General features: G+C 67.0%; 21 protein-coding genes and 1 tRNA gene. 15 read left to right on the forward strand and 7 right to left on the reverse strand.

The window, feature by feature from the left end:
• Positions 1–6 precede the first annotated feature (6 nt).
• Positions 7–1,122 (forward strand): osmoprotectant NAGGN system M42 family peptidase, encoded by a 1,116-nt coding sequence (locus tag ACW178_RS06980; protein WP_182714092.1) that lies wholly within the window; start codon positions 7–9, stop codon positions 1,120–1,122.
• Positions 1,123–1,145: 23 nt separating this feature from the next.
• Here ACW178_RS06980 and ACW178_RS06985 read toward each other — a convergent pair whose 3' ends face one another.
• The 5 genes from ACW178_RS06985 to ACW178_RS07005 all read right to left on the reverse strand — a co-directional run bounded on the left by ACW178_RS06985 (position 1,146) and on the right by ACW178_RS07005 (position 6,194).
• Positions 1,146–1,550: a DUF1622 domain-containing protein gene (locus tag ACW178_RS06985; RefSeq protein ID WP_183217663.1), complete on the reverse strand. Its 405-nt coding sequence runs from the start codon at positions 1,548–1,550 to the stop codon at positions 1,146–1,148.
• Positions 1,551–1,597: 47 nt separating this feature from the next.
• Positions 1,598–3,529 (reverse strand): BCCT family transporter, encoded by a 1,932-nt coding sequence (locus ACW178_RS06990; protein ID WP_287104227.1) that lies wholly within the window; start codon positions 3,527–3,529, stop codon positions 1,598–1,600.
• A 51-nt stretch (positions 3,530–3,580) separates the two neighbouring features.
• The gene (locus tag ACW178_RS06995) at positions 3,581–4,546 is read right to left on the reverse strand and encodes an oxidoreductase (protein WP_492025051.1); all 966 of its coding nucleotides are present in this window, start codon (positions 4,544–4,546) and stop codon (positions 3,581–3,583) included.
• A gap of 78 nt (positions 4,547–4,624) precedes the next feature.
• The gene (locus tag ACW178_RS07000; protein WP_191558615.1) at positions 4,625–6,061 is read right to left on the reverse strand and encodes a helix-turn-helix domain-containing protein; all 1,437 of its coding nucleotides are present in this window, start codon (positions 6,059–6,061) and stop codon (positions 4,625–4,627) included.
• A complete protein-coding gene (locus ACW178_RS07005; RefSeq protein ID WP_152949744.1) occupies positions 6,054–6,194 on the reverse strand; it encodes a hypothetical protein in 141 nt (46 codons plus the stop codon). The genes ACW178_RS07000 and ACW178_RS07005 overlap by 8 nt, the downstream gene beginning before the upstream one ends.
• Here ACW178_RS07005 and ACW178_RS07010 point away from each other — a divergent pair.
• The 9 genes from ACW178_RS07010 to tdh all read left to right on the forward strand — a co-directional run bounded on the left by ACW178_RS07010 (position 6,193) and on the right by tdh (position 18,306).
• A complete protein-coding gene (locus tag ACW178_RS07010) occupies positions 6,193–7,728 on the forward strand; it encodes an acyl-CoA carboxylase subunit beta (protein ID WP_191555346.1) in 1,536 nt (511 codons plus the stop codon). The genes ACW178_RS07005 and ACW178_RS07010 overlap by 2 nt on opposite strands.
• A gap of 9 nt (positions 7,729–7,737) precedes the next feature.
• Entirely contained in the window at positions 7,738–8,781 is a 1,044-nt protein-coding gene (locus ACW178_RS07015; protein WP_191555347.1) for a DUF4917 family protein, read from the forward strand.
• 8 nt (positions 8,782–8,789) lie between these two features.
• The gene (locus ACW178_RS07020) at positions 8,790–10,769 is read left to right on the forward strand and encodes an acetyl-CoA carboxylase biotin carboxylase subunit (RefSeq protein WP_492025010.1); all 1,980 of its coding nucleotides are present in this window, start codon (positions 8,790–8,792) and stop codon (positions 10,767–10,769) included.
• A gap of 145 nt (positions 10,770–10,914) precedes the next feature.
• Complete coding sequence (locus ACW178_RS07025) at positions 10,915–12,294, forward strand: methylmalonyl-CoA mutase family protein (protein ID WP_492025011.1); 1,380 nt, start codon at positions 10,915–10,917, stop codon at positions 12,292–12,294.
• On the forward strand, positions 12,291–14,447 hold the full coding sequence (gene scpA / locus ACW178_RS07030; protein ID WP_191558610.1) for a methylmalonyl-CoA mutase: 2,157 nt from the start codon (positions 12,291–12,293) through the stop codon (positions 14,445–14,447). Before ACW178_RS07025 ends, scpA begins: the two co-directional genes overlap by 4 nt.
• The gene (gene mce, locus ACW178_RS07035) at positions 14,444–14,866 is read left to right on the forward strand and encodes a methylmalonyl-CoA epimerase (RefSeq protein WP_054765052.1); all 423 of its coding nucleotides are present in this window, start codon (positions 14,444–14,446) and stop codon (positions 14,864–14,866) included. The genes scpA and mce overlap by 4 nt, the downstream gene beginning before the upstream one ends.
• Before the next feature lie 69 nt (positions 14,867–14,935).
• A complete protein-coding gene (locus ACW178_RS07040) occupies positions 14,936–15,844 on the forward strand; it encodes a DUF4232 domain-containing protein (RefSeq protein WP_191558609.1) in 909 nt (302 codons plus the stop codon).
• Between the two features lie 52 nt (positions 15,845–15,896).
• A complete protein-coding gene (locus ACW178_RS07045) occupies positions 15,897–17,087 on the forward strand; it encodes a glycine C-acetyltransferase (RefSeq protein ID WP_492025012.1) in 1,191 nt (396 codons plus the stop codon).
• A gap of 166 nt (positions 17,088–17,253) precedes the next feature.
• Positions 17,254–18,306, forward strand: coding sequence for an L-threonine 3-dehydrogenase (gene tdh, locus ACW178_RS07050; RefSeq protein WP_191558607.1), 1,053 nt, complete (start codon positions 17,254–17,256; stop codon positions 18,304–18,306).
• A 167-nt stretch (positions 18,307–18,473) separates the two neighbouring features.
• Here the strand turns inward: tdh and ACW178_RS07055 are convergent, their stop codons facing one another.
• Positions 18,474–19,751 carry a lytic murein transglycosylase gene (locus ACW178_RS07055; protein ID WP_182714705.1) on the reverse strand — a complete coding sequence of 426 codons (1,278 nt, stop codon included), beginning with the start codon at positions 19,749–19,751 and terminating at the stop codon, positions 18,474–18,476.
• 182 nt (positions 19,752–19,933) lie between these two features.
• Between ACW178_RS07055 and ACW178_RS07060 the strand changes: the two genes are divergently transcribed.
• The 5 genes from ACW178_RS07060 (at position 19,934) to ACW178_RS07080 (ending at position 21,823) form a co-directional block, all read left to right on the forward strand.
• Positions 19,934–20,010 (forward strand) — tRNA-OTHER (locus tag ACW178_RS07060).
• Positions 20,011–20,213: 203 nt separating this feature from the next.
• Positions 20,214–20,339 (forward strand): type B 50S ribosomal protein L36, encoded by a 126-nt coding sequence (gene ykgO, locus ACW178_RS07065; protein WP_031448545.1) that lies wholly within the window; start codon positions 20,214–20,216, stop codon positions 20,337–20,339.
• Between the two features lie 192 nt (positions 20,340–20,531).
• The gene (gene gapR / locus ACW178_RS07070; protein WP_054765057.1) at positions 20,532–20,807 is read left to right on the forward strand and encodes a nucleoid-associated protein GapR; all 276 of its coding nucleotides are present in this window, start codon (positions 20,532–20,534) and stop codon (positions 20,805–20,807) included.
• Positions 20,808–20,903: 96 nt separating this feature from the next.
• The gene (locus ACW178_RS07075) at positions 20,904–21,242 is read left to right on the forward strand and encodes a hypothetical protein (RefSeq protein WP_191558619.1); all 339 of its coding nucleotides are present in this window, start codon (positions 20,904–20,906) and stop codon (positions 21,240–21,242) included.
• Positions 21,242–21,823 (forward strand): DUF805 domain-containing protein, encoded by a 582-nt coding sequence (locus tag ACW178_RS07080; protein WP_191558606.1) that lies wholly within the window; start codon positions 21,242–21,244, stop codon positions 21,821–21,823. Before ACW178_RS07075 ends, ACW178_RS07080 begins: the two co-directional genes overlap by 1 nt.
• Here ACW178_RS07080 and ACW178_RS07085 read toward each other — a convergent pair.
• Positions 21,820–23,268 carry a sigma-54-dependent transcriptional regulator gene (locus ACW178_RS07085; RefSeq protein ID WP_191558605.1) on the reverse strand — a complete coding sequence of 483 codons (1,449 nt, stop codon included), beginning with the start codon at positions 23,266–23,268 and terminating at the stop codon, positions 21,820–21,822. The genes ACW178_RS07080 and ACW178_RS07085 overlap by 4 nt on opposite strands.
• Positions 23,269–23,338: the final 70 nt, after the last annotated feature.

Below are 23,338 nucleotides of genomic sequence, written 5' to 3' on the forward strand. Positions count from 1 at the left end.
GGCCCCTTGGCCCGTCCTGCGATCGACCTCGACTATCTGAAGTCCCGCCTCGCCGACCTGCTGAACACGCCCAGCCCCACCGGCTATACCGATGAGGCCGTGTGGCGGTTGTGCCGAGAGCTGCAGCGGCTGGGGCTGGACTATGAACTGACCCGGCGCGGCGCGATCCGGGCCCGCCTGCCGGGCCGGTCCTCCAAACCCGCCCGCGCGGTCGTGGCCCACGTCGACACCCTGGGCGCCCAGGTCAAACAGGTGAAGGACAACGGTCGGCTGGAGCTTGTGGCCATCGGCCACTGGTCGTCGCGCTTCGCCGAGGGCGCGCGGGCCACAGTCTTTTCGGAGGGCGGCGCCTGGCGCGGCACCATCCTGCCGCTGAAGGCCTCGGGCCACACCTTCAATGAGGAGGTGGACACCCAGCCGGTGAGCTGGCGTCAGGTCGAGCTGCGAATCGACGCCGTGACCCACGGGCGCGACGACACCCTGGCTCTCGGGATCGACGTCGGCGACATTGTCGCCATCGACCCCCAGCCCGAGTTCACGGACACCGGCTTCATCGTCTCGCGCCATCTGGACGACAAGGCGGGGGTCGCGGTCCTTTTGGCCGCTCTGGAGTGCATGATCCGTGAAGAGCGCACCCCCACGGTCGACACCTGGTGGCTGTTCACCATCGCCGAGGAGGTGGGGCTGGGCGCCTCGTCCGTGCTGATCCCGGACGTGGCGGCCATGGTCACGGTCGACAACGGCACGACCGCGCCGGGCCAGAACTCGTCTGAGTTCGGCGTCACCATCGCCATGGCCGACCAGACGGGGCCGTTCGACTGGCACCTGTCGCGCAAACTGGTCCAGCTGGCGCGCGACCACGACATCGCGCATCAGAAGGACGTCTTCCGCTACTACCGCTCGGACTCGGCCTCTGCGCTGGAATCCGGGGCGGACATCCGCACCGCCCTGATCACCTTCGGCGTGGACGCCAGCCACGGCTATGAGCGGATCCACGAAACCGCCCTGGCGGATCTGACGCGCCTGCTGATCGCCTATGCCGAGAGCGAGGTCGAAATCGGCCGTGACGCCAAACCCCTCAGCGGGGTCAAGGGCTTCACCCACCAGCCGGTTGATGAATAGGTCGACTGGGGGGGGTGCCGGCGTCAGCGCCTGTCCATTCTCCCAGGCTCCGCCCTTGGGGCTCGCCCAGGCTCCGCCCTCGCGGCCCGGCGCCAGGGCCAGCAGCCCTCGATCTCCGTTTCCAGCGAAAAGCTGAGGAAGGTCCGTATCAGGACGACCAGACCCAGCAGGCCGACCGTTTGAAGCGTCAGGGGTGCGGTGATGGTGCTGATGATGTCCGCCCCAACCAGGAGTTCCAGGCCGAGGAGGATGCCGCGGCCCAGGTTCGCCCGATAGGTGGTATAGGCTTGGCGCCAGTTTCGATCCCGGACGCCGTGCAGGGCGAACAGCCCGGTCGCCAGCAAGACCCCGCCCACGATGATGCCGGCGCCGGCCAATTCCAGCAGCACCGCAAACGGTTGGATGAAGGCGTGAACCTGGCTCAGCATGGCCGTTCCGATCGCTTATCCGTATCGCCGACCTCGTCCGGGCGACGTCACCCCATGCGCCAAAGGCGCAGATGTTCAAGCACGTCGGCGACGATCTGTTCCCGGGTGAACCCCGTCAGATCGCGCGCCCGCCCTGCGGCGTCGGAATAGGCGGACAGCCGCCATTCCATCGCGCGGCGTTTCTCGGGCGCATCCAGCGCGGTCATGGCGGGGCGCGGACGTTCACGCGCCGCGAGGCGATAATGGAACGTCGGCCCGCTCTGACCGGCCGCGGTCAGGACCAGGCCTGTCGCCTCGCGCGCCACCTCAGCCTCCAGGCCTTCGGCGGACAGGGCCGCGCGAACCGTCTCAAGGGCCGGGGCTCCGGCCTGATCCAGCTGGCGGTCGATGTCGCGCCGGTTCGCGGGCGACAGAATGCGTTTGAGCTGTTCGGACAGGGGCGGGCCTTCGGTCTCGACCGCGCGTCCGGCCAGGTCGGCGTTCATCTGCCGCACCAGTCCGGCGGCCAGCAGGATCATGATGACGGCGAAGGGCAGGGCGGCCACCAGGGTCGCCGCCTGAAGCGCGCCCAGGCCCCCGGCCAACAGCAGCAGGGCGGCGGCCAGCCCCTCCAGCGAACACCAATAGACCCTTTGCCAACGCGGCGTATCGTCGGCCCCGCCCGACGCGATGGTGTCGATCACCAATGAGCCGGAATCCGCCGAGGTGACGAAGAAGACCGCCACCAGCAGCACCGCCAGGGTCGAGGTGACGGCGGCGCCCGGCAGTTCCTCGAAGAAGCGGAATATGGCGGTGGACAGGTCCGCCGTCACCGCATCGGCGATGGCCCCCGCCGCGACCCCCATATCGAGATTGACCGCCGTATTGCCGAAGATCGTCATCCACAGAAAGGTGAAGCCGGTGGGAACCAGCAGCACGCCGATGACGAACTCCCGCACCGTGCGGCCGCGTGAGATGCGGGCGATGAACATGCCCACGAAGGGCGACCAGGCGATCCACCAGGCCCAGTAGAACAGGGTCCAGTTCGCCATCCAGCCGCGGGGCTCATAGGCGTAGAGGTTGAAGGTGCGGATGAAGAAATGGTCCAGATAGAGGCCGAAGTTCTGGACCAGGGCCTTCAAGAGGAAGCCGGTCGGCCCGACGACCAGGACGAACAGCATCAGCAGCACCGCCAGCACCAGGTTCAGCTCCGACAGCCGCCGGACCCCCTTGTCCAGTCCGGTCAGCACCGAGGCGGTCGCGCACGCCATGACCAAGGCGATCAGCCCCACCTGCACCCAGGGCGTATTGGGCAGGCCGGTCAAATCGTTAAGCCCGCTGTTGATCTGCGACACCCCCAGACCCAGGGAGGTGGCGATGCCGAACAGGGTGCCGCAGATGGCGAAGACGTCGACGGCGTCGCCGATCGGTCCGTTGATCCTCCGGCCCAACAGGGGCGACAGGCCCGAGCGAAGGGTCAGCGGCAGGCCCTTTCGATGGGCGAAATAGGCCAGGCTGAGCCCGACCAGCGCATAGACGGCCCAGGCGTGGACGCCCCAATGGGTGAAGGTGATCACCATCGCCTCTCGCGCCGCCTCGAAGGTGCGGGGCTGGGCCTCGGGCGGGCTGGCGTAATGCTGGATCGGCTCGGCGACGGCGAAATACATCAGGCCGATGCCCATGCCGGCGGCGAACAGCATGGCGAGCCAGGAGACATAGGGGAAGTCCGGCTCCGAATCGTCCGGCCCGAGCTTTAGGGCCCCGGTCGGCCCCAGGGCGAGGAACAGGATCAGCAGCAGAAATCCGGCGACGGCGGCGATGTAGAACCAGCCGAAGGTGTCGATCACCCAGCCTTGAGCGGCCTGGAACAGACGGTCGGACTCGCCGGGGGCGGCGACGGCCAGGGCCAGCAGCAGGCCGACGATCAGGCTTGCGCCCCAGAAGACGCGCGGATTCATCTTGGTCTTGAGCATGGACCTATAGCGTGACAGTTCCGCCATGGTTGCGGCGTCCATTGCCGAGTTCGGTTCAAACCGGCTTTCAGACCGTCTTCACAGGGGGATTTCCCGCCGCTCTGCGGCGCTGCGCAGGCCGGCGTCCAGGACGCGCATGACGACCAGCGCCTGGTCGGCGGGAACGGGCGCGGGCGCCGCGCCGCGGATGGCGTCGCGGACCGCGGCGTAGAAGGCGAGGTAGTCGCCGCGTTCGGGCGCGGGCGTGGTGCGGACGATCTCGCCGTCGATCTGCCTGGTCAGCACGCCGGGCGACGGGTCCAGGCCCCAGTCGGCGTCGCCGGGACGCAGGCCCGCCTTGGATTGGCCCTCCTGGGCGTCCAGCCCGTGTTTGATGAAGCTGCCGCCCGTGCCGTGGACGAGGTAGCGCAGGCCGGACTCGGCGACGAGGTGGCCCATGTTCAGAATGACCCGCAGCCGGTCGTAGCGCAGCAGGACGTGGGCGTAGTCAATGGCCGCAGCGCCGACGCGCTGGGGCTGGAGATCGGCGTAGACGGCCAGGGGCGGGCCGAACAGCTGCACCGCCTGGTCGATCAGGTGCGGGCCCAGATCGGCCCAGACGCCGCCGTCGCGCCTGTCCTTCCAGCGGTCGGCGACGGCGGGGCGGAAGCGGTCGAAATGGCTTTCGAACACGGCGATCTCGCCCAGTTCGCCCTGGTCGATCAGCCGGCGCAGGGTCAGGAAGTCCGCGTCCCAACGCCGGTTCTGGAAGACGCTGAAGACGCCGGGCGACGAAGCCGCGACGGCGGCGACGGCCTCGGCCTGCTCAAGCGTGGCGGCGAAGGGCTTGTCCACCACCACGGACCTTCCGGCCTTCAGCGCCGCGATCGACTGTTCGGCGTGAAGGGCGTCGGGGGTGGCGACGACGATCAGACCGATGCCGTCACGGCTCAGGGCCGCATCCAGGTCGGGCAGAACCTCGACGCCGGGCCGGTCGGCGTGGACCGCATCCGGCCGCGACGAGACGACGGCGGACAGGGTCAGGCCGGGGGTCGCCTCGATCAGGGGGCGTGGAAGGTCTGGCCCGCCAGGCCGTAGCCGACGACGGCGACGCCGATGGGTGCGTGTGAGGTCATGCCCCGATCAATAGCGGTCCGGGCGGGGGCCATCCAGCACATAGGGCACCACGCCGCGCTCGTTCTCGGGGACGTGAAGGGGGCGGTCCAGGGGCGGGAAGGCGCGCTGGGTGCAGTCGGTGCGCTCGCAGATGCGGCAGCTGACGCCGATCCGGGCGGCGGGACCGTTCAGGTCCAGGCCGGCGGCATAGACCAGCGACCCGGCGTGCTCGACCTCGCAGCCCAGGGACAGGGCGTAGCGGCGGTCGTTGGCCAGATAGGAGCCGCTGGGCTTGGACACGGAGCGTGCAATGGAGATGTAGCGCGAGCCGTCGGGCATCTCGGCCAGCTGGACCCCGATCCGGTCGGGCGTGGCGAAGGCTTCGTGGACGTTCCACAGGGGGCAGGCGCCGCCGAAGCGGGCGAACTGGAAGCGGGTCGCGCTATGGCGTTTGGTGATGTTGCCGGCCATGTCGACGCGGGCGAAATAGAAGGGCACCCCGCGCCAGCCGGGCCGTTGCAGGGTCGAGAGCCGGTGGCAGACCTGTTCGAAACTGACCTGGAAGCGGGTGCGCAGCCGGTCGATGTCGTGTTTCTCCGCCCGCGCCGCCTCGAGGAAGGCGCGGTAGGGCAACAGAAGGGCGCCGGCGGCGTAGTTGGCCAGGCCGACGCGGGCCACGTCGCGCGCGGCCTGGGTGCGGAAGGCGGCGCGGTCCAGCTCGGTCTCGATCCGGTCGCGGAAGGACATGAGGGCCAGCTGGTGGGCCAGCTGGAAGGAGCGGGTGGCGCCCGGCTGCCAGGCGTCCAGGGAGAGTATGCGACTGGCGGGATCGTAGCGGCGCAGCGCCTCCTGACCCGCGACATAGACGGTGCGGACGCCGTGCCGGTCGGCCAGCAGGGTCTCCAGCGCCCGTTCGATCGGGCCGTCCTGGGGGATGTCGGCCGCCAGGGCCTCGGCCGCCGTGTCCAGGCTGTCGACGTAGTTGTCGCGGTAGTGGAAGAAGTCGCGGACCTCCTCATAGGGCAGCAGGGCGACGCGGGCGCCCAGTTCGTCGCGGCCCAGGGTGTCGTCCAGCGCCTTCACCCGCTCGTCCAGCTGGCGGAAGGCCTGGTGCAGGGCCAGGAACTGATGGGCCAGGCGCGGGGTGTTGGCGACGGCCTGTTTCAGCTCGGCCGCCGTCGGGGGTTCGGCCCCGCCGCTGACCGGGCCGGCGATGTCGGTGGTGGCCTCGCGCAGGTCGGCGATCAGGCGGGCGTCGCCCTCGAGATCGAACAGGCTGGCGTCGATATGGAAGGCGCGGGTCAGGGCGATCAGGACGCGGGCGGTGGCCGGGCGCTGATTGGTCTCGATCTGCGACAGATAGGAGGGCGACAGGCCCAGACGTTCGGCGCAGGCCTCCAGCGTCCAGCCGCGCGCCTCGCGCAGCTTGCGCAGTTTGGGTCCCAGAAAAAGCTTCTCAGCCATTCGCAAGTTTGCAGTTCACAGCCGCCGCCTTTGCAAGTCCGCGCAGTTCCGCATCTTTTGCAAAGTTGCGTTTGCCATTTTGCGATGAAGGCGCCACGCCTTGCCGTTCGAACGAGAGGCCGAAACCGATCATGACTCAAGCCATCCTTGAAGAACTGGAGCGCCGTCGCGCCGCCGCGAAACTGGGCGGCGGGGAAAAGCGTATCGCCGCCCAGCACGCCAAGGGCAAGCTGACGGCGCGCGAACGCATCGACGTTCTGCTGGACGAGGGCTCCTTCGAGGAGACCGACATGTTCGTCGAGCACCGCAGCCACGACTTCGGGATGGAGACGCAGCGCATCCCCGGCGACGGGGTGGTGACGGGGCGCGGCACCATCGGCGGGCGGCTGGTCTATGTCTTCTCCAAGGATTTCACGGTGTTCGGCGGCAGCCTGTCGGGCGCCCATGCGGCCAAGATCGTCAAGCTGCAGAAGATGGCCCTGACCACCGGCGCGCCGATCATCGGCCTGTTCGACGCGGGCGGGGCGCGGATCCAGGAGGGGGTGGAGAGCCTGGCCGGCTACGCCGACATCTTCCTGCAGAACACCCTGGCCAGCGGCGTCATTCCCCAGATCAGCGTGATCATGGGGCCGTGCGCGGGGGGCGACGTCTATTCGCCGGCCATCACCGACTTCATCTTCATGGTGAAGGACACGAGCTATATGTACGTGACCGGCCCCGATGTGGTGAAGACCGTCACCAACGAGGTCGTCAGCCACGAGGACCTGGGCGGCGCGCGGGTGCATGCCGGCAAGTCGGGCGTGGCGGACGGGGCGTTCGAGAACGACCTGGAGGCCCTGTCGGAGGTGCGCCGCCTGATCGGCTTTTTGCCCCTGTCGAACCGCGAAAAGCCGCCGGTGCGCGAGAGCTATGACGAGCCCGAGCGGGACGAGCCGAGCCTGGACACATTGATCCCGGCCAATCCGAACCAGCCCTATGACATGAAGGAGCTGATCCTGAAGGTGCTCGACGAGGCCGACTTCTTCGAGATCGGGGCCGACTTCGCCAAGAACATCATCTGCGGCTTCGGCCGGCTGGACGGCCGGACGGTCGGGATCGTCGCCAACCAGCCCCAGGTGCTGGCGGGTGTGCTGGACATCGATTCAAGCCGCAAGGCCGCGCGGTTCGTGCGTTTCTGCGACGCCTTCGACATTCCGATCGTCACCTTCGTGGACGTGCCGGGCTTCATGCCGGGGACCAAGCAGGAGTACGGCGCCCTGATCAAACATGGGGCCAAGCTGCTTTTCGCCTATGCCGAGGCGACGGTTCCGAAACTGACCCTGATCACGCGCAAGGCCTATGGCGGCGCCTATGACGTGATGAGTTCGAAACACCTGCGCGGCGACGTCAACTACGCCTGGCCCACCGCCGAGATCGCGGTCATGGGCGCCAAGGGGGCGGTCGAGATCATCTTCCGCAAGGAGGCCGGCGATCCCGAAGCCCTGGCCGCGCGCGAGGCCGAGTACAAGGACCGGTTCGCCAATCCGTTCGTGGCGGCGGGCCTGGGCTATATCGACGACGTGATCATGCCCCACGGCACGCGGCGGCGGCTGGTGAAGGCGTTGCGGACGCTGAAGAACAAGGTCCAGGAGAACCCCTGGAAGAAGCACGACAATATTCCGCTGTAAGGGGGGAGCATGGTGGACGTCACAACATTCGCGCAGGCGTTAGAGGCGGCCAGCGGCTGTAAGAACAAACATTTGCTGCTCGGAAATGGGTTCAGCATCGCCTGCTTCCCCAAAATTTTTCCGTACACCTCTCTCTATGAGGAGGCAAAACCTCACTTGCCTGCCGAGCTTGTGGCCGCTTTCAATACGTTGAAGACGACGGACTTCGAGGCGGTAATTCGCGCACTCCAATCGTCTGCAGCAGTCGCACCTATATACGGTGGTGACGCTAAGAAGATGATCGAGCACTCCGAAATATTAAAGGAGGCATTGGTTAAGGCTGTCGCGTCACGCCATCCGAGCCGTCCTGGAGATATATCGCCGGACAAGTACGCTTCATGTCGCAAATTTTTAGCGCATTTTTTATCTGACAAAAAGGGAAACGTATACACAACAAACTATGATCTTTTACTTTATTGGGCTGCTATGCAGGACGATGTTGATGAAGTAAAAATTCATCACAACGATGGTTTTGGAAAAGATCCAGACGATTACGACGCTGAATATGTAATGTGGCATGGTGAGTCTAAGGCTCACGGACAAAGAGTCCACTATCTGCATGGCGCGCTTCATCTATTTGACGCAGGTCGGCAACTTCAAAAGTATACGTGGATAAATACTGGAAAGCCTCTAATTGATCAGGCTGGGGAGGCTCTTTCAAGGAATGAATTTCCTTTGTTTGTGTCCGAGGCTAACTCCAACCAAAAGCTCGCCAAGATTCAGCACAGTGCTTATCTCCATCACTCATATAAGAGCTACATTGGCGTAATTAATGGTGGAGAAAATTCTGCACTATTTGTTCTTGGTCACTCATTAGATGTCAATGATGATCACATATTCGAACGGATTGGTCGATCCGATCTCGGTCAGCTGTACGTCAGCCTGCATGGGTCGCAAGATTCCGATGCCAATATAGAAATCATACGTCGCGCCGAGCGCCTGAAGTCCCTGCGAACGGGCACTGAACTCTTCGTCGGTTATTATGACGCTGCAAGCGCAGCGCCTTGGGGCTAATCGTTAAAATGTTCTCCAAAATCCTCATCGCCAACCGGGGCGAGATCGCGGTTCGGATCATCAAGACCTGCCGCCGCATGGGCATCAAAACCGTGCAGGTCTATTCGGAGGCCGACGCCGGGTCGTTGGCGGTCGAGATGGCCGACGAGGCGGTGCTGATCGGGCCGGCGCCGGCGGCGCAGTCCTATCTGCTGGCGGACAAGATCGTCGAGGCGGTGCGCCAGACGGGGGCGCAGGCCGTGCATCCGGGCTTTGGCTTCCTGTCTGAGAACGCCGGGTTCGCGCGGCGGCTGAGGGACGAGGGGATCGCCTTCATCGGCCCGAACCCCGAGGCCATCGAGGCCATGGGCGACAAGATCAGCTCCAAGAAGCTGGCGGCCGAGGCGGGGGTCTCGACCGTGCCGGGGCATATGGGGCTGATCGAGACGCCGGAAGAGGCGGTCAAGATCGCCAACCAGATCGGCTATCCGATCATGATCAAGGCCTCGGCCGGCGGCGGCGGCAAGGGCATCCGCGTGGCCCATTCGGACGCCGACATGGCCGAGGGGTTTGCGGCGGTGAAGGCCGAGGCGCTGAACGCCTTCGGCGACGACCGGGTCTTCCTGGAGAAGTTCATCATCGACCCGCGCCACATCGAGATCCAGGTGCTGGGCGACAAACACGGCCATGTGGTCCACCTGTTCGAGCGCGAATGCTCGATCCAGCGCCGCAACCAGAAGGTCATCGAGGAGGCGCCCAGCCCCTTGCTTGACGAGGCCACCCGCGCCGCCATGGGGGCGCAGGCCGTCGCCCTGGCCCAGGCGGTGAACTATGACTCGGCGGGTACGGTCGAGTTCGTGGCGGGTCAGGATAAGTCGTTTTATTTCCTGGAGATGAACACGCGTCTTCAGGTCGAACATCCGGTGACGGAGCTGATCGCCGGGGTCGATCTGGTCGAACAGATGATCCGTTCGGCCTGGGGTGAGAAACTGGCCTTCGAACAGAAGGACCTGAAGATCGACGGCTGGGCCATCGAGAGCCGGATCTACGCCGAGGATCCCTATCGCGGCTTCCTGCCGTCCATCGGGCGGCTGGTCCGATACGAGCAGCCGGAAGAGGGCGAGCAGGACGGCTATGTGGTCCGCAACGATTCCGGCGTCCGCGAGGGCGACGAGATCAGCATGTTCTACGACCCGATGATCGCCAAACTGTGCGCCTGGGGCGAGACGCGCGAGGCCGCAGTCGCGGGCATGGCCCGGGCGCTGGAGGACACCCATCTGTCGGGCCTGGGCCATAACGTGCCCTTCCTGGCGGCGGTGATGGACCAGGAGCGGTTCAAGTCGGGCCGGCTGTCGACCAGCTATATCAAGGACGAGTTCCCGGACGGTTTCCATGGCCTCAAGCCGACGCAGCACCAGGAGCGAATCCTGATCGCCGCCGCCATGGCCATGCACGAGATCCTCGCTGAGCAGGAGGGCGATCCGTCCGACCGCACCGACTGGATCGTGATGATCGACAAGACGCCGCACGGGGTGGGCCTGTCCTATGATACGGACGAGGCGATGATCCTGACCCTTACGGGCGGGGGCGACATCCGCCTGTCGGAGATCGACTGGCGGCCCGGCCTGGCCCAGTTCAAGGCCGAGCTGGATGGCGAGCCCTTCACCGCCGAGGTCAAACGCGCCGCCGACGGCTTCGACATCCGCCACCGCGCGGCCAAGGCGCGGGTGCGGGTGCTGCGGCCGCAGGTCGCCGAACTGTATGCGCGCCTGCCGGAGAAGGCGGTCGCGGATACGTCCAAACTGGTGCTGTCGCCGATGCCGGGTCTGGTGGTGTCGATCCCGGTCGTGGTGGGCCAGGCGGTCAAGACCGGCGAGACGGTGGCCATCATCGAGGCCATGAAGATGCAGAACATCCTGAAGGCCGAGCGCGACGGGGTGGTGAAGGCGGTCGGGGCCAAGGACGGCGATCCGGTGGCGGCCGATGACGTGTTGGTGGAGTTCGGGTGATGTTTTCTACCTTCGTCATCCTCGGGCTTGACCCGAGGATCGGGTGTGGGGCGCGACCTGCGCTCGACGTCCTTGCATGTGCGACGGAACATCCGATCCTCGGGTCAAGCCCGAGGATGACGGGAGTGGGGGCGGGGGGCGTCGCATGACCTTCCCCATTCCCACACCCCTCGAATGGCGCGAGACGGCCCAGAAGGCGTTGAAGGATCGACCGATCGAGTCGCTGATGCACCTCGACGCGGACCAGTTGGCGACGCGGCCTCTATACGCCGGGGCCACCGGCGTGCAGCCGATCTTCGCCCCGCGTCCGTCCGATTCCGAAGGCCGGGCCTGGGATCTGCGGACCCTGGTCGAGGGGGATGAGCCCGAGGCGGTCAATGCGGCCGTGCTGACCGATCTGGAGAACGGCGCGGCGTCGGTGGTGCTGAAGGGGCGGGTGCTGGCGGATTCCGCGCCGTTGGGGCGGGCGCTGGAAGGCGTGGCGCTGGAGCTGGCGCCGGTGGCGCTGGACGCCGGGATCGACGGGCCGGATGCGGCCAACGCCCTGGCGGTCGTCGCCAAGGGTTCGCCGCGCGCCAAGCTGAGGTTCCACATGGACCCGGTCTCGGCCTTCGCCGAGGCGGGCGGGGCGCCGCGTTCGGTGGAGGAGCATCTGAGCCTGGCGGCCAATACGGCGGCGCGGCATGCGGGGGCCTATCCCGAGGCGAGCTTCTTCTTGGCCGGCGGGCGCGTGGCGCACGAGGCGGGCGGATCGGCGGCGCAGGAGCTGGCCTTTGCGGCCTCAAGCGTGGTGGCCCATGCGAAGGCGGCGGTGGACGCGGGGATGTCGGTCGAGGCGGCCCTGAAGGGGACGGTGGTCGGCCTGTCGGTCGATGCGGAATATTTCGACAGCCTGGCCAAGGTCCGGGCCATGCGGCTGATCTGGGCGGCCTTGACGCGAGCCTTTGAGGTCGAGGCGCCGGCGGTGATCGAGGCGCGGTCGTCGCGGCGGATGCTCAGCAGCCGTGATCCCTGGCCCAATCTGCTGCGGTTGACTGCAGCGGGGTTTGCCGGCGCGGTCGGCGGGGCGGATGTGGTGGTGCTGGACGGCTTTACCCGCGCGGCGGGGCGGCCTGACGCCTTTGCTCGGCGGCAGGCGCGGAACACACAGCTGGTGCTGATGGAGGAGGCGAACCTGGGCCGGGTCGATGATCCGGCGGCGGGGAGCTGGTATCTGGACGCCCGGACGCGGGATCTGGCCGAGGCCGGCTGGGCCGAGTTTCAGATAATCGAGGCCGAGGGCGGCCTGGTCGAGGCCCTGAAGGGCTCGGTGATCCAGCCCCGCATCGCCCGCGCCCGCGCCCAGCGTGAGGCGGCGCTGAAGAACGGCGCGGCCCAGATCATCGGCGTGACGAAATATGTGGACCCCGAGGTGCGGCCGGCGCCGGTCGAGGCGGTCGATGAGGCGGGGGCGGCGGTGGAGCGGGTGAGCGAAGCCCTGAGCCCGATCCGCTTCGCGGCGGCCTTCGAGGAGGTCATCGGATGAGCTTCCCCGATTTCAGCAAGATCAGCCTGGACCTGGCGCCGACCGGGCAGGGGCCGGCGCGCGAGCCGTGGGCGACGCCCGAGGGGCTGACGGTCGAGACCGCCTACGGCCCTGAGGCCCTGGAGGGGCTGGATCACCAGGACGGTCTGCCGGGCTTCGCCCCCTTTGTGCGTGGGCCCTATCCGACCATGTATGCGGGCAATCCCTGGACCATCCGCCAGTACGCCGGCTTCTCGACCGCGGAGGAGTCCAACGCCTTCTATCGCCGCAATCTGGCGGCGGGGCAGAAGGGTCTGAGCATCGCTTTCGATCTGGCGACGCACCGGGGCTATGACAGCGACCATCCCAGGGTAAAGGGCGACGTCGGCATGGCCGGCGTGGCCATCGACAGCATCTATGACATGCGGACCCTGTTCGACGGGATCCCGCTGGACCAGATGTCGGTGTCGATGACGATGAACGGGGCGGTGCTGCCGATCCTGGCCCTCTATGTCGTCGCGGCGGAAGAACAGGGCGTGCCGCACGCGGCCCTGACCGGGACCATTCAGAACGATATTCTGAAGGAGTTCATGGTCAGGAACACCTACATCTATCCGCCCGAACCCTCGATGCGGATCATCGCCGACATCTTCGCCTGGACGGCGCAGGAGACGCCGAAGTTCAACTCCATCTCGATCTCCGGCTATCACATGCAGGAGGCGGGCGCCTCGGCCGACATCGAGCTGGCCTACACCCTGGCGGACGGGATCGAATATCTGCGGGCGGGCGTCGCGGCGGGCATGCCGATCGACCGGTTCGCGCCGCGCCTGAGCTTCTTCTGGGCCATCGGCATGAACTATTTCATGGAGGTGGCCAAGATGCGGGCCGGCCGCCTGCTGTGGGCCGAGGCGGTGCGCAAGGAGGGCGGGGTCGATCCCAAGTCCCTGTCCCTGCGCGCCCACTGCCAGACCTCGGGCTGGAGCCTGGCGGCGCAGGACGTGTTCAACAACGTCAGCCGCACCATGGTCGAGGCCATGGCGGCGGCGGGCGGGCAGACGCAGAGCCTGCACACCAACGCCCTGGACGAGGCCCTGGCGCTTCCGACCGACTTCTCGGCCCGGATCGCGCGCAATACCCAGATCCTGCTGCAGCAGGAGACCGGCCTGACCCGCGTCATCGACCCCTGGGGCGGCAGCTATTATGTCGAGCGGCTGACCCACGAACTGGCCGAGCGCGCCCGCGCCCACATGGCCGAGGTCGAGGCCCTGGGCGGCATGGCCAAGGCCATCGAGGCCGGCATCCCCAAGCTGAGGATCGAGGAGTCCGCCGCCCGCACCCAGGCCCGGATCGACACCGGCCAGCAGACGGTGGTGGGGGTGAACAAATATCTGAACCCCGTCGTCGACGATATTCCGATGCTGAAGGTCGACAATGCGGCGGTTCTGGCGGCCCAGATCGACAAGCTGAAACGGCTGCGGGCCGAGCGGGACCAGGCGGCGACCGATGCGGCGCTGGAGGCTCTGACCAACGGGGCGCGAGGGACCGCCAATCTGCTGGAGCTGGCGGTCCAGGCCGCGCGGGCCAAGGCGACGGTGGGTGAAATTTCCGACGCGCTGGAGGCCGCCTTCGGCCGCCATGTGGCGACGGTGCAGACCGTGTCGGGCGTCTATGCCAAGGAGGCGGGGACGGACGCCCGCTTCGCCCGCGCCCGCGAGATGGTGGCGACCTTCGTCGAGAACGACGGCGGGCCGCCGCGCATCCTGATCGCCAAGCTTGGTCAGGACGGGCACGATCGGGGCCAGAAAGTGGTCGCCACCGGCTACGGCGACCTGGGCTTCGACGTCACCGCCGGCGCCCTGTTCCAGACCCCGGCCGAGGCGGCGAAGGACGCCGTGGAGAAGGGGGTCCATGCGGTCGGCGCGTCATCGCTGGCCGCGGGCCACCTGACCCTGGTTCCCGAACTGAAGGCCGAGCTGGAGAAGCTGGGGCGGCCCGACATCATGATCGTGGTCGGCGGCGTCATTCCGCCCTCGGACGTGCAGCCCCTGCTCGATATGGGGGCGGCCGCCGTTTATCCGCCCGGTTCGGCCATCGCCGATACGGCGGTGGACCTGATCGAAAAGCTGAACCAGCGCCTGGGTTACGCCCAGCCCGCGCCTAAGGAGACCGCATGATCGGCGCCCTGAACCATGTCGGGGTCGCGACCCCGTCCATCGCGGATTCGATCAAACTGTATCGCGACGTGCTGGGAGCGACCAAGATCGGGGAGCCCTTCGACCTGCCCGCGCAGGGGGTGAAGGTCTGTTTCATCGACACCCCGACGGCCCAGATCGAGCTGATCGAGCCCTATGACGAGACCAGCCCCATCGTCGGCTTCCTGGCCAAGAACCCCAAGGGCGGCCAGCATCACGTCTGTTTCGAGGTCGAGGACATCCACGACGCCGTCGCCGAGATGCGGGCCAAGGGGGTGACCCTCCTGGGCACGGGCGAGCCGCGCATCGGGGCGCACGGAACGCCGGTCGTCTTCCTGCATCCGAAAGAGATGGGCGGGGTGCTGATCGAGCTGATGGAGACGCCGAAAGGCGATCACTGAAGACCGATCACGGGTCGCTGGAGCTTTTCGCCAGCTTGACCGTTAAGGGCGTGAACAGGAGACCTGATCATGACGCGCCGCCTGACCGCCCTGCTCGCCATCGCCGCCCTGACGGGCGTGTCCGCCTGTCAGCAGGCCGAGCCGGAGCAGCCGGTCGCCCCGGTCGAGGCCCAGCCCGTGCCCGCCCCGCCGGTTCCGGGCGTCGGCTACGCCTGCGAAAGCGGCGCGACGGTCGAGGCCCGCTATGCCGACAGCGCCACGGCTCAGCTGACCTATAAGGGCCAGACCTATGATCTGCGGTCCGCCCAGGCCGCCAGTGGGGCCCGCTATGTCGGCTCCGGCGTCGAATGGTGGACCGTCACCCGCGACGGCCAGGAGACGGCCACCCTCAGCCGGCTCAGCCCGAACGACCAGGTCGGCGTGGCCGTTTTGGAACGCTGCGCGCGACCGGCGGCGACGCCGTCACCCTTGAGCGCAGCCCAGCCGGATCAGGCCGTCACGCCTGCGCCGGGCGGGGTCCTGCCGGCCGCCGCCCCCTGCAAGGGACCGCAGCTGAAGCTGGCGGCCGAGGACGGCGACGCCGGGGCGGGCAATCGGGTGCGCAACTTCAGCCTTCAGAACATTGGAAGCCAGGCCTGCAGCCTGACCGGCTATCCGGGCATGACTCTGCTGGACGGACAGGGGCGGCCTCTGACCGCAATCCGCGCCGACCAGAGCCCCGGCAGCTATTTCCGCCAGGGCCAGGCCCCGACCCCGGTGACCCTGGCGCCCCAGGCCAAGGCCTGGTTCGAACTGGCCTGGAGCGTGATCCCCAACGAGGCCATGGGCGAGAAGACCTGCCCCTCGGCGGCGACCCTGCGGGCCACCGCGCCGGGCGACACGGCGGTAATTCCCTTAGCCTTCGCCTTCCAGCCTTGCGGCGGCAAGATCCGCGTCAGTCCGATCCGGGCCGAGGAAAACCCCCAGGCCGCGACCTGACATCGCGTCGAGACGTCTGGAAACCCGGCCGAAATGGGCGTAGGTCGCGGCCATGACCCAGAGCTTCTACGACCGTATCGCCGGCGAACTGACCGAGATCGACGCCCAGGGCCTGACCAAGCCCGAACGTGTGATCGCCTCTCGCCAGGGGCCGGTGATTCAGGTCGGCGGGCGCGAGGTGCTGAACTTCTGCGCCAACAACTATCTGGGCTTGGCGGGCGACGAGCGGGTGACCCAGGCCGGGATCGCGGCGCAACAGAAGTGGGGGGCGGGCACGGCCTCGGTCCGCTTCATCTGCGGCACCCTGGAAATTCATAAAGAGCTGGAGGCGGCTGTCGCCGGCTATCTCGGCTTTGAGGACGCCATTCTGTTCGCCGCCGCCTTCGACGCCAACGGCGGGATATTCGAGCCCCTGTTCGGCGAAAACGACGCCATCGTCTCCGACAGCCTGAACCACGCCTCGATCATCGACGGGGTGCGGCTGTGCAAGGCCAAACGCTATCGCTTCGCCAATTCCGACATGGACGAGTTGGAGACGCGGCTGAAGGAGGCCCGCGAGGCCGGCGCGCGCGACATCATCATCGCCACCGACGGCGCCTTCTCGATGGACGGCTATATCGCCCGCCTGAAGGACATCCGCGCCTTAGCCGACAAATACGACGCCCTGATCATGGTCGACGACTGTCACGCGACGGGCTTCCTGGGCCCGCAGGGCAAGGGCTCCTTCGCCTATCACGGGGTCGAGGTGGACTTCGTCACCGGCACCTTCGGCAAGGCCCTGGGCGGCGCCATGGGCGGCTTCATCTGCGCCAAGAAGGCGGTGGTCGAACTGCTGAAGCAACGGGCGCGGCCCTATCTGTTCTCTAACGCCCTGTCGCCGGCGGTGTGCGGGTCTTCGCTGGAGGCCATCCGTATCGCCCAAGGGGCTGAGGGCGACGTGCTTCGCACCCGCCTGTCCGCCAACGCCCATCGCTATCGCAACGCCATGGCGGACGCGGGCTTCACCCTGCTGGACGGGGAACACCCGATCATCCCGGTCATGCTGGGCGACGCCAAACTGGCCCAGGATTTCGCGGCGCGGGCGCTGGAGCTGGGCGTCTATGTGATCGGGTTTTCCTTCCCGGTGGTGCCGCGCGGTCAGGCGCGGATCCGCACCCAGATGTCGGCGGCGCATACGTTCGAACAGATCGACCGGACGGTTGCGGCGTTTACGCAGGCGGGCCGGGAGCTGGGGGTTATCTGAGGTCTTCCTCCGCAGCCCGCTGCGCCACATTATTCCCGTCATCCTCGGGCTTGTCCCGAGGATCCATACTCCCGGTTTTCGCCGGTGCGCACCGTCCTCGACGGAGGCTATGGATCCTAGGCACAAGGCCTAGGATGACGATCTTAGAGTTTTAGGAGACGCCGTAATGGCCGAAACCATGAAAGCCCTCGCCAAGACCGGACCGGTCGAGGGTCTGGAACTGATCGACGCGCCGATCCCCGAGGCGGGGCCGGAGGATGTGCTGATCAAGGTGCATCGCACCGCCGTCTGCGGCACCGACATCCACATCTGGAACTGGGACGAGTGGTCCCAGAAGAACGTTCCGACTCCGATGATCACCGGCCATGAGTTCGCCGGCGAAATCGTCGCCATCGGCAAGGAGGTGGATCGCCCGCTGAAGATCGGCCAGCGCGTCTCGGCCGAGGGCCATGTCATCGACCTGAACTCAGAAGCGGCCCGCGCCGGTCATTTCCACCTGGACCCGCATACGCGCGGCATCGGCGTGAACCGCCAGGGCGCCTTCGCCGAGTTCGTGGTGGCGCCGGCCTTCAACGTCATCGAACTGCCCGACGACGTCCCCTATGAGATCGGCTCGATCCTGGATCCGTTCGGCAATGCGGTGCACACGGCCCAGCAGTTCGACCTGCTGGGCGAGGACGTCCTGGTCACCGGCGCCGGCCCCATCGGCATGATGGCCGCCGCCGTGGCCCGTCACGCCGGGGCGCGCACCGTGGTCCTGACCGACATCAACGACTTCCGGCTGGAGCTGGCGCAGAAGGTGGCGCCGGGCGTGCGCACCGTGAACACGACCAAGGAAGACATCCACGACGTCATGAAGGAACTGGGCCTGAAGGTCGGCTTCGACGTGGCGCTGGAAATGTCGGGCTCGCCCGTCGCCTTCGAACAGTGCGTCGACACCCTGATCATGGGCGGCGGCATGGCGATGCTGGGCATTCCGGGCAAGCCGATGGAGACCGACTGGGGCGCGATCATCCTGAAGGCCCTGACGATCAAGGGCGTCTATGGCCGCGAAATGTTCACCACCTGGCGCAAGATGCTGGGTCTGCTGAAGGCCGGCCTGGACCTGAGCCCGTTGATCACCCACCGGCTGGACTACGCCGACTATCGCCAGGGCTTCGAGGCGATGAAGTCGGGCCAGTCGGGCAAGGTGGTGCTGAACTGGGACAAGGCGGCCTAAGGCGAAGTCGTCTCCTCCCCGCGAAGTGGGGAGGGGGACCGCGAAGCGGTGGAGGGGTTCTGACGCCCCACTGACGCTTGCGCGGTGAAGAGCCCCTCCGTCTCTCCGCTACGCTTCGAGCCACCTCCCCATCGCTGCGCGACGGGGAGGAGACGGTGTGTCGCCCCTCAGTTCGCCTTGCGGATCAGCTCGTCCGCCAGGGCGGCGGTCAGATAGCCGTCGGCGATGCGGCCGTTGGCCAGCTGCCAGCGGCGCAGGGCGGCGCGGGTGTTCGCGCCGATCACCCCGTCCACGCCGCGGGTGTCGTAACCCAGTCGCGTCAGGGCCGCCTGGGCGCCGATCCTCTGGTCGCGGGACAGGGAGGCGTCGTTGGGCCAGGCCTTGGTCAGGCCGGGCTTGCCCATGATCCCGTCCGCCGTCAGGCCGATGGCCAGGGCGTAGGAGACCGAGTTGTTGTAGCTGCGGATCACATAGTGGTTCGGCAGGGCCAGGAAGGCCGGGCCGTTGGCCCCCTGCGGCAGGAGGATGGTCGCGTCCTCCACCGCCTCGGCTCCGTTCGGCGTGCCGCCCTGGGCCAGGCGCACGCCCTTGGCCGCCCAATAGGCCCAGTCGTGTTTGGGCCCTTCCGCCAGGGCGTAGTCGAAGCCGGCGGGCAGGACGACCTCATAGCCCCAGGTCTGGCCGCGCTTCCAGCCCGCCTGGGCCAGCAGATTGGCGGCCGAGGCCAGGGCGTCGGCGTCGTCGCCCCAGATGTCCACCTTGCCGTCGCCGTCCTGATCCACGCCCAGGCGCAGATAGTTGTCCGGCATGAACTGGGTCTGGCCCATGGCGCCGGCCCAGCTGCCCTTCAGGCCCGCCCGTTCGCGGCGGCCGTCGACGACGATGTCCAGGGCGTCCTTCAACTGGGCCTCGGCCCAGTCGCGGCGGCGCCCGTCATAGGCCAGGGTCGCCAGGGAGCGGATGACGTCATAATCGCCCTGGACCTGGCCGAAGGCGCTTTCCTGGGCCCAGACGCCGACCAGGATTTCAGAGGGGACGCCGAAACGCTGGACCACCGCCCAGGGCACCCGGTCGATCCGCTGCTTGGCCTGGGCGATCCGCACCGCAGTCACGGCGTTCTGGATATAGGCGCCGGCGGGTTTGGAGAATTCCGGCTGATTCCGGTCCAGCCGCACCACGCTGGGGTCCGGCGTCAGACCGGCCAGTTCCCGCTCATAGTCGGCGCGACGGGCGCCGCCCTTGCGCGCCAGAAAACCCTGTTTCCAGCCCTCGAATCCTTCCTGGTCATAGGCGGCGAGCGGCGGCGCCTGCGGCGTCGGCGGCGGAACCACGGCGGCGGGAACCGGATCGGGCTGCGGCGTCGGCAGGGACACCGGCGGCTCCGGCAACATGGGGGCGCAGGCCGCGACGGAGCCGATGAGGAGAAGACGATAGGAAAAGCGCATGAGATTCAGACTACAGTTCCCGAACGGATAGGGGAAATGACATACGCGCGAAGCGGTTTCTCGCGTTCTCATCCGCCTGTCAGGCGAAAAGTCCGCCTGCGGAATCCCTCATCAGCGTCGTTAACCCTCATTTTCATCGACGAAGACGTCCGCTGCGGCGTAAGGGCGCAGACTTCTCCAACGGCCTGATGGCGGAGTGGCGACGCAACGGGCGTGCAAACCCGAACACCCTCCGTTCGACTCGGAGGTCAGGCCTCCATCTTTCTTTTTTGTGTGCTACCGCCCTTCGGGGTGTTTGAGCACGGGTAGGAAAGTGACCGCCGGGCAGGCGGACATCGGCTTTTGTAGGGTTTTGGGCCGTAGCGGCTTGACCTTCTAAGGGCCGCTCTCTATACGACCGCCTCCGCCGCGATCCGCCCGGGTCAGCGGCTTTTCTATTGGTTTCTCTCAGGACGTCCGACCATGAAGGTCCGTAGCTCGCTCAAGTCCCTGAAGACCCGTCACCGCGACTGCAAGGTCGTGCGTCGCAAGGGCCGGGTCTATGTCATCAACAAGACCGACCCGCGCTTCAAGGCCAAGCAAGGCTAAGCTGCGTTCGAGGCGCACTGCTCGGCGGCGCGCGCACGCAGGTCTGCCCAAGCCGCCCAAGGGGCGGTAGGGCAGGAAAAGCCCTGACGATCCACAGGCTGCGGATTCTGTCCGCGGCCTTTTTCGTGTTCGCGGTTGAGTCGCGCCGGACGGCGTGGTTAGCGTCCGCGCCTGATTTCTGGAGTATTCCCCATGGCCGATGACGCCTCGTTCGACGGCAATCCCGACGTCCTGACCGCAACGGCCCAGGGCCGTCTGCGCACCATCATCGAGCGGCTGGAGCGCCTCGAAGAGGACAAACAGGCCGTCATGACCGACATGAAGGAGGTCTTCGCCGAGGCCAAGGGCGAGGGTTATGACGTCAAGGTCCTGCGCAAGGTCATCCGCATCAGGAAGCAGGACAAGGCCAAGCGCCAGGAGGAAGAGGCCATTCTGGACCTCTATCTGTCGGCCCTCGGCGAGGTCTGAGGAGATTAGGGGCTGAAGCGCACGCCCACCGATTCGTCGAAAGGCCGGCTGTCGCGCTCAAGCAGCCCGAAGGGCGGTAGCGCCTCAAAAAAGGAGCTGCTGAGCCCTTGGGATCAGCAGCGCAAGGCCGCCCAGCGGTCTGCGCTCAATGCTCTCAAACGCGCCCGCCGCTCAGCCGAGAAGGCGGGCGTTTCCTTGTCCGAATGGGAGGGGGAGTTCCTTGATTCGGTCAGCGAGCGGGTGAAAACCCACGGCCGCGCCTTCGCCGACCCCGAAAAGGGCGCGCCGGGCCAGGCTTTGTCGGCCATGCAGGGCCGCAAGCTGAAGGAGATCGCCGCCAAGGCGAAGGGCGAAGAGCCGAAACGTTGGGGACGCAGCAAGACGTCTGGCTCGAATCGACCTCAGGATTACGGCAACACAACGGGGGAAGACTGATGTACGCTATCCTGGCCGGCTTTCGCCGCTTGGCGGATTTCAAAGGGCGGGACAGGCGACCGCAGTTCTGGCCGTATGCCCTGACCGTTGTCGGACTGTCTTTCGTCGGGCTTTGGTTGGGTATGATCCCGACGATGACCGCCGTGTTTGAACAGGCGTCTGCGGCCGCAGCGACAAACCCCGAGGCGGCGACCGTTGTCAGCGGCCCGGGGCACTACTCGGTCGAAATCCACGATCCGACGTTCATGCCGGATATGGGCCCGTTTTTCCTGGTTCTGAGGATCGGCGTGGCAGCGGTTGTGATCCTTTTGGCCGCCGCCGTGACGCGCCGTCTGCATGACACCGGCCGGGCGGGCTATTGGGGTCTGCCGCCTGTGGTGTTTCTGACGATCGGCCTGACGGCGTTTCCCACTGTAATGACCAGCTTCATGCGGGAGAATGCGCCGGACATAGGCCTGTTCATGCTGCTGTTTCTCAACAACGTTCTCTACATGGCCAGCCTGATCGGTCTTGTCATCCTGCTTGTGCTGGACGGCAAGAAGACGGTGAACCGCTACGGTCCGCCGCCGGCTGGATCTTAGCCCACCTCTTTCAGCTGCCCCTCAAGCCCCTGTTCGCGGACCTTGCGGTACAGGGTCGAGCGCCCGATGCCGAGGCGGCGGGCGATTTCGCTCATATGGCCGGCGTAGACCTCGATGGCGTGCTGGATCAGGTCGCGCTCAATGTCTTCCAGGGTCCGCAGATGGCCGCGGTCGTCCAGGATGCGGATCGGTTGTTCCGGCAGGGGCGGCAGGTCGGCGTAGGACGGCGCGGCGGCGGGCGGCGTGGGCGTCGCATCGGGCAGGGGCGCGGCCACGCCCGAGATGGACGGGAAGTCATAGGGCTGGAGGAAGGGCGAGTCGGCCAGGACGATGGCGCGGAACACCGCATTCTCCAGCTGGCGCACATTGCCGGGCCAGTCATAGGCCTGGAGCATGGCCAGGGTCTCGGGGGCGCAGCCGGCGATGCGGCGGCCCTCCTCGGCGTTGAAGCGGGCGATGAAATGATCGATCAGGGCGGGGATGTCCTCGCGCCGGTCGCGCAGGGAAGGCGCCTCGATCGGGAAGACGTTCAGCCGATAGAACAGATCCTCGCGGAAGGCGCCGTCCTTAACCTGCTGAGCGGGGTCGCGATTGGTGGCCGAGACGATGCGGACGTCGATCTTGACCGGGCGCTTGCCGCCGACGGGGTCGATCTCGCCTTCCTGCAGGGCGCGCAGCAGCTTGACCTGAAGATCCAGCGGCAGTTCGCCGATCTCGTCCAGAAACAGGGTGCCGCCGTCCGCCTCGCGGAACTTGCCCAGAGTCTTGTCGACGGCGCCGGTGAAGGCGCCCTTCTCGTGGCCGAACAGGATGGATTCCGCCAGATTGGCGGGCAGGGCGCCGCAGTTGACGGCTACAAAGGGCTTGCCGGCCCGGTCGCCAGCGCCGTGCAGGGCGCGGGCGATCACCTCCTTGCCGACGCCGCTCTCGCCGGTGATCAGGACGGGGATGGAGGACTTGGCCGCCCGGGCGCCGAGGGCCTTGACCATCCGCATGGGGGCGCTGTCGCCGATGATGTCGTCGAAGCTGGCGCGGCCCTGGACCCGCTTGGTGAGACGACCGACCTCGGTGGTCAGCTGCTCCAGCTTGAGGGCGTTGCGCACCCCGACCAGCAGGCGTTCGGGCCCGACCGGCTTGACGAAGAAGTCTTGGGCGCCGGCCTGCATGGCCTTGACCACGGTGTCGATGCCGCCGTTGGCCGTGAGCACGATGACCGGCGTGGTCAAGCCCCCGCTGCGCAGCTCGGCCAGACACTCCAGACCCGACATCTCGGGCATGATCATGTCCAGCAGGATGACGTCGGCGCCGCCGCCGCGCGTCATCCGGTCGATGGCCTCGCCGCCGCTTGCGGCATGGACCACGGCGTGACCGTCGCGTTCGAGCACAGCCTGCAACAGGCGGCGCTGGGTCGGATCGTCGTCGACCACCAGAACGGTCTTGGCCATGGGCGTCCCTTGTCATCACCGATGGGCCGCCCGTGGATCGGACTGGCCCGTTTCGGGACGACTTCTAAGG

It is taken from the genome of Brevundimonas sp. AVps4 (genome assembly GCF_058681525.1).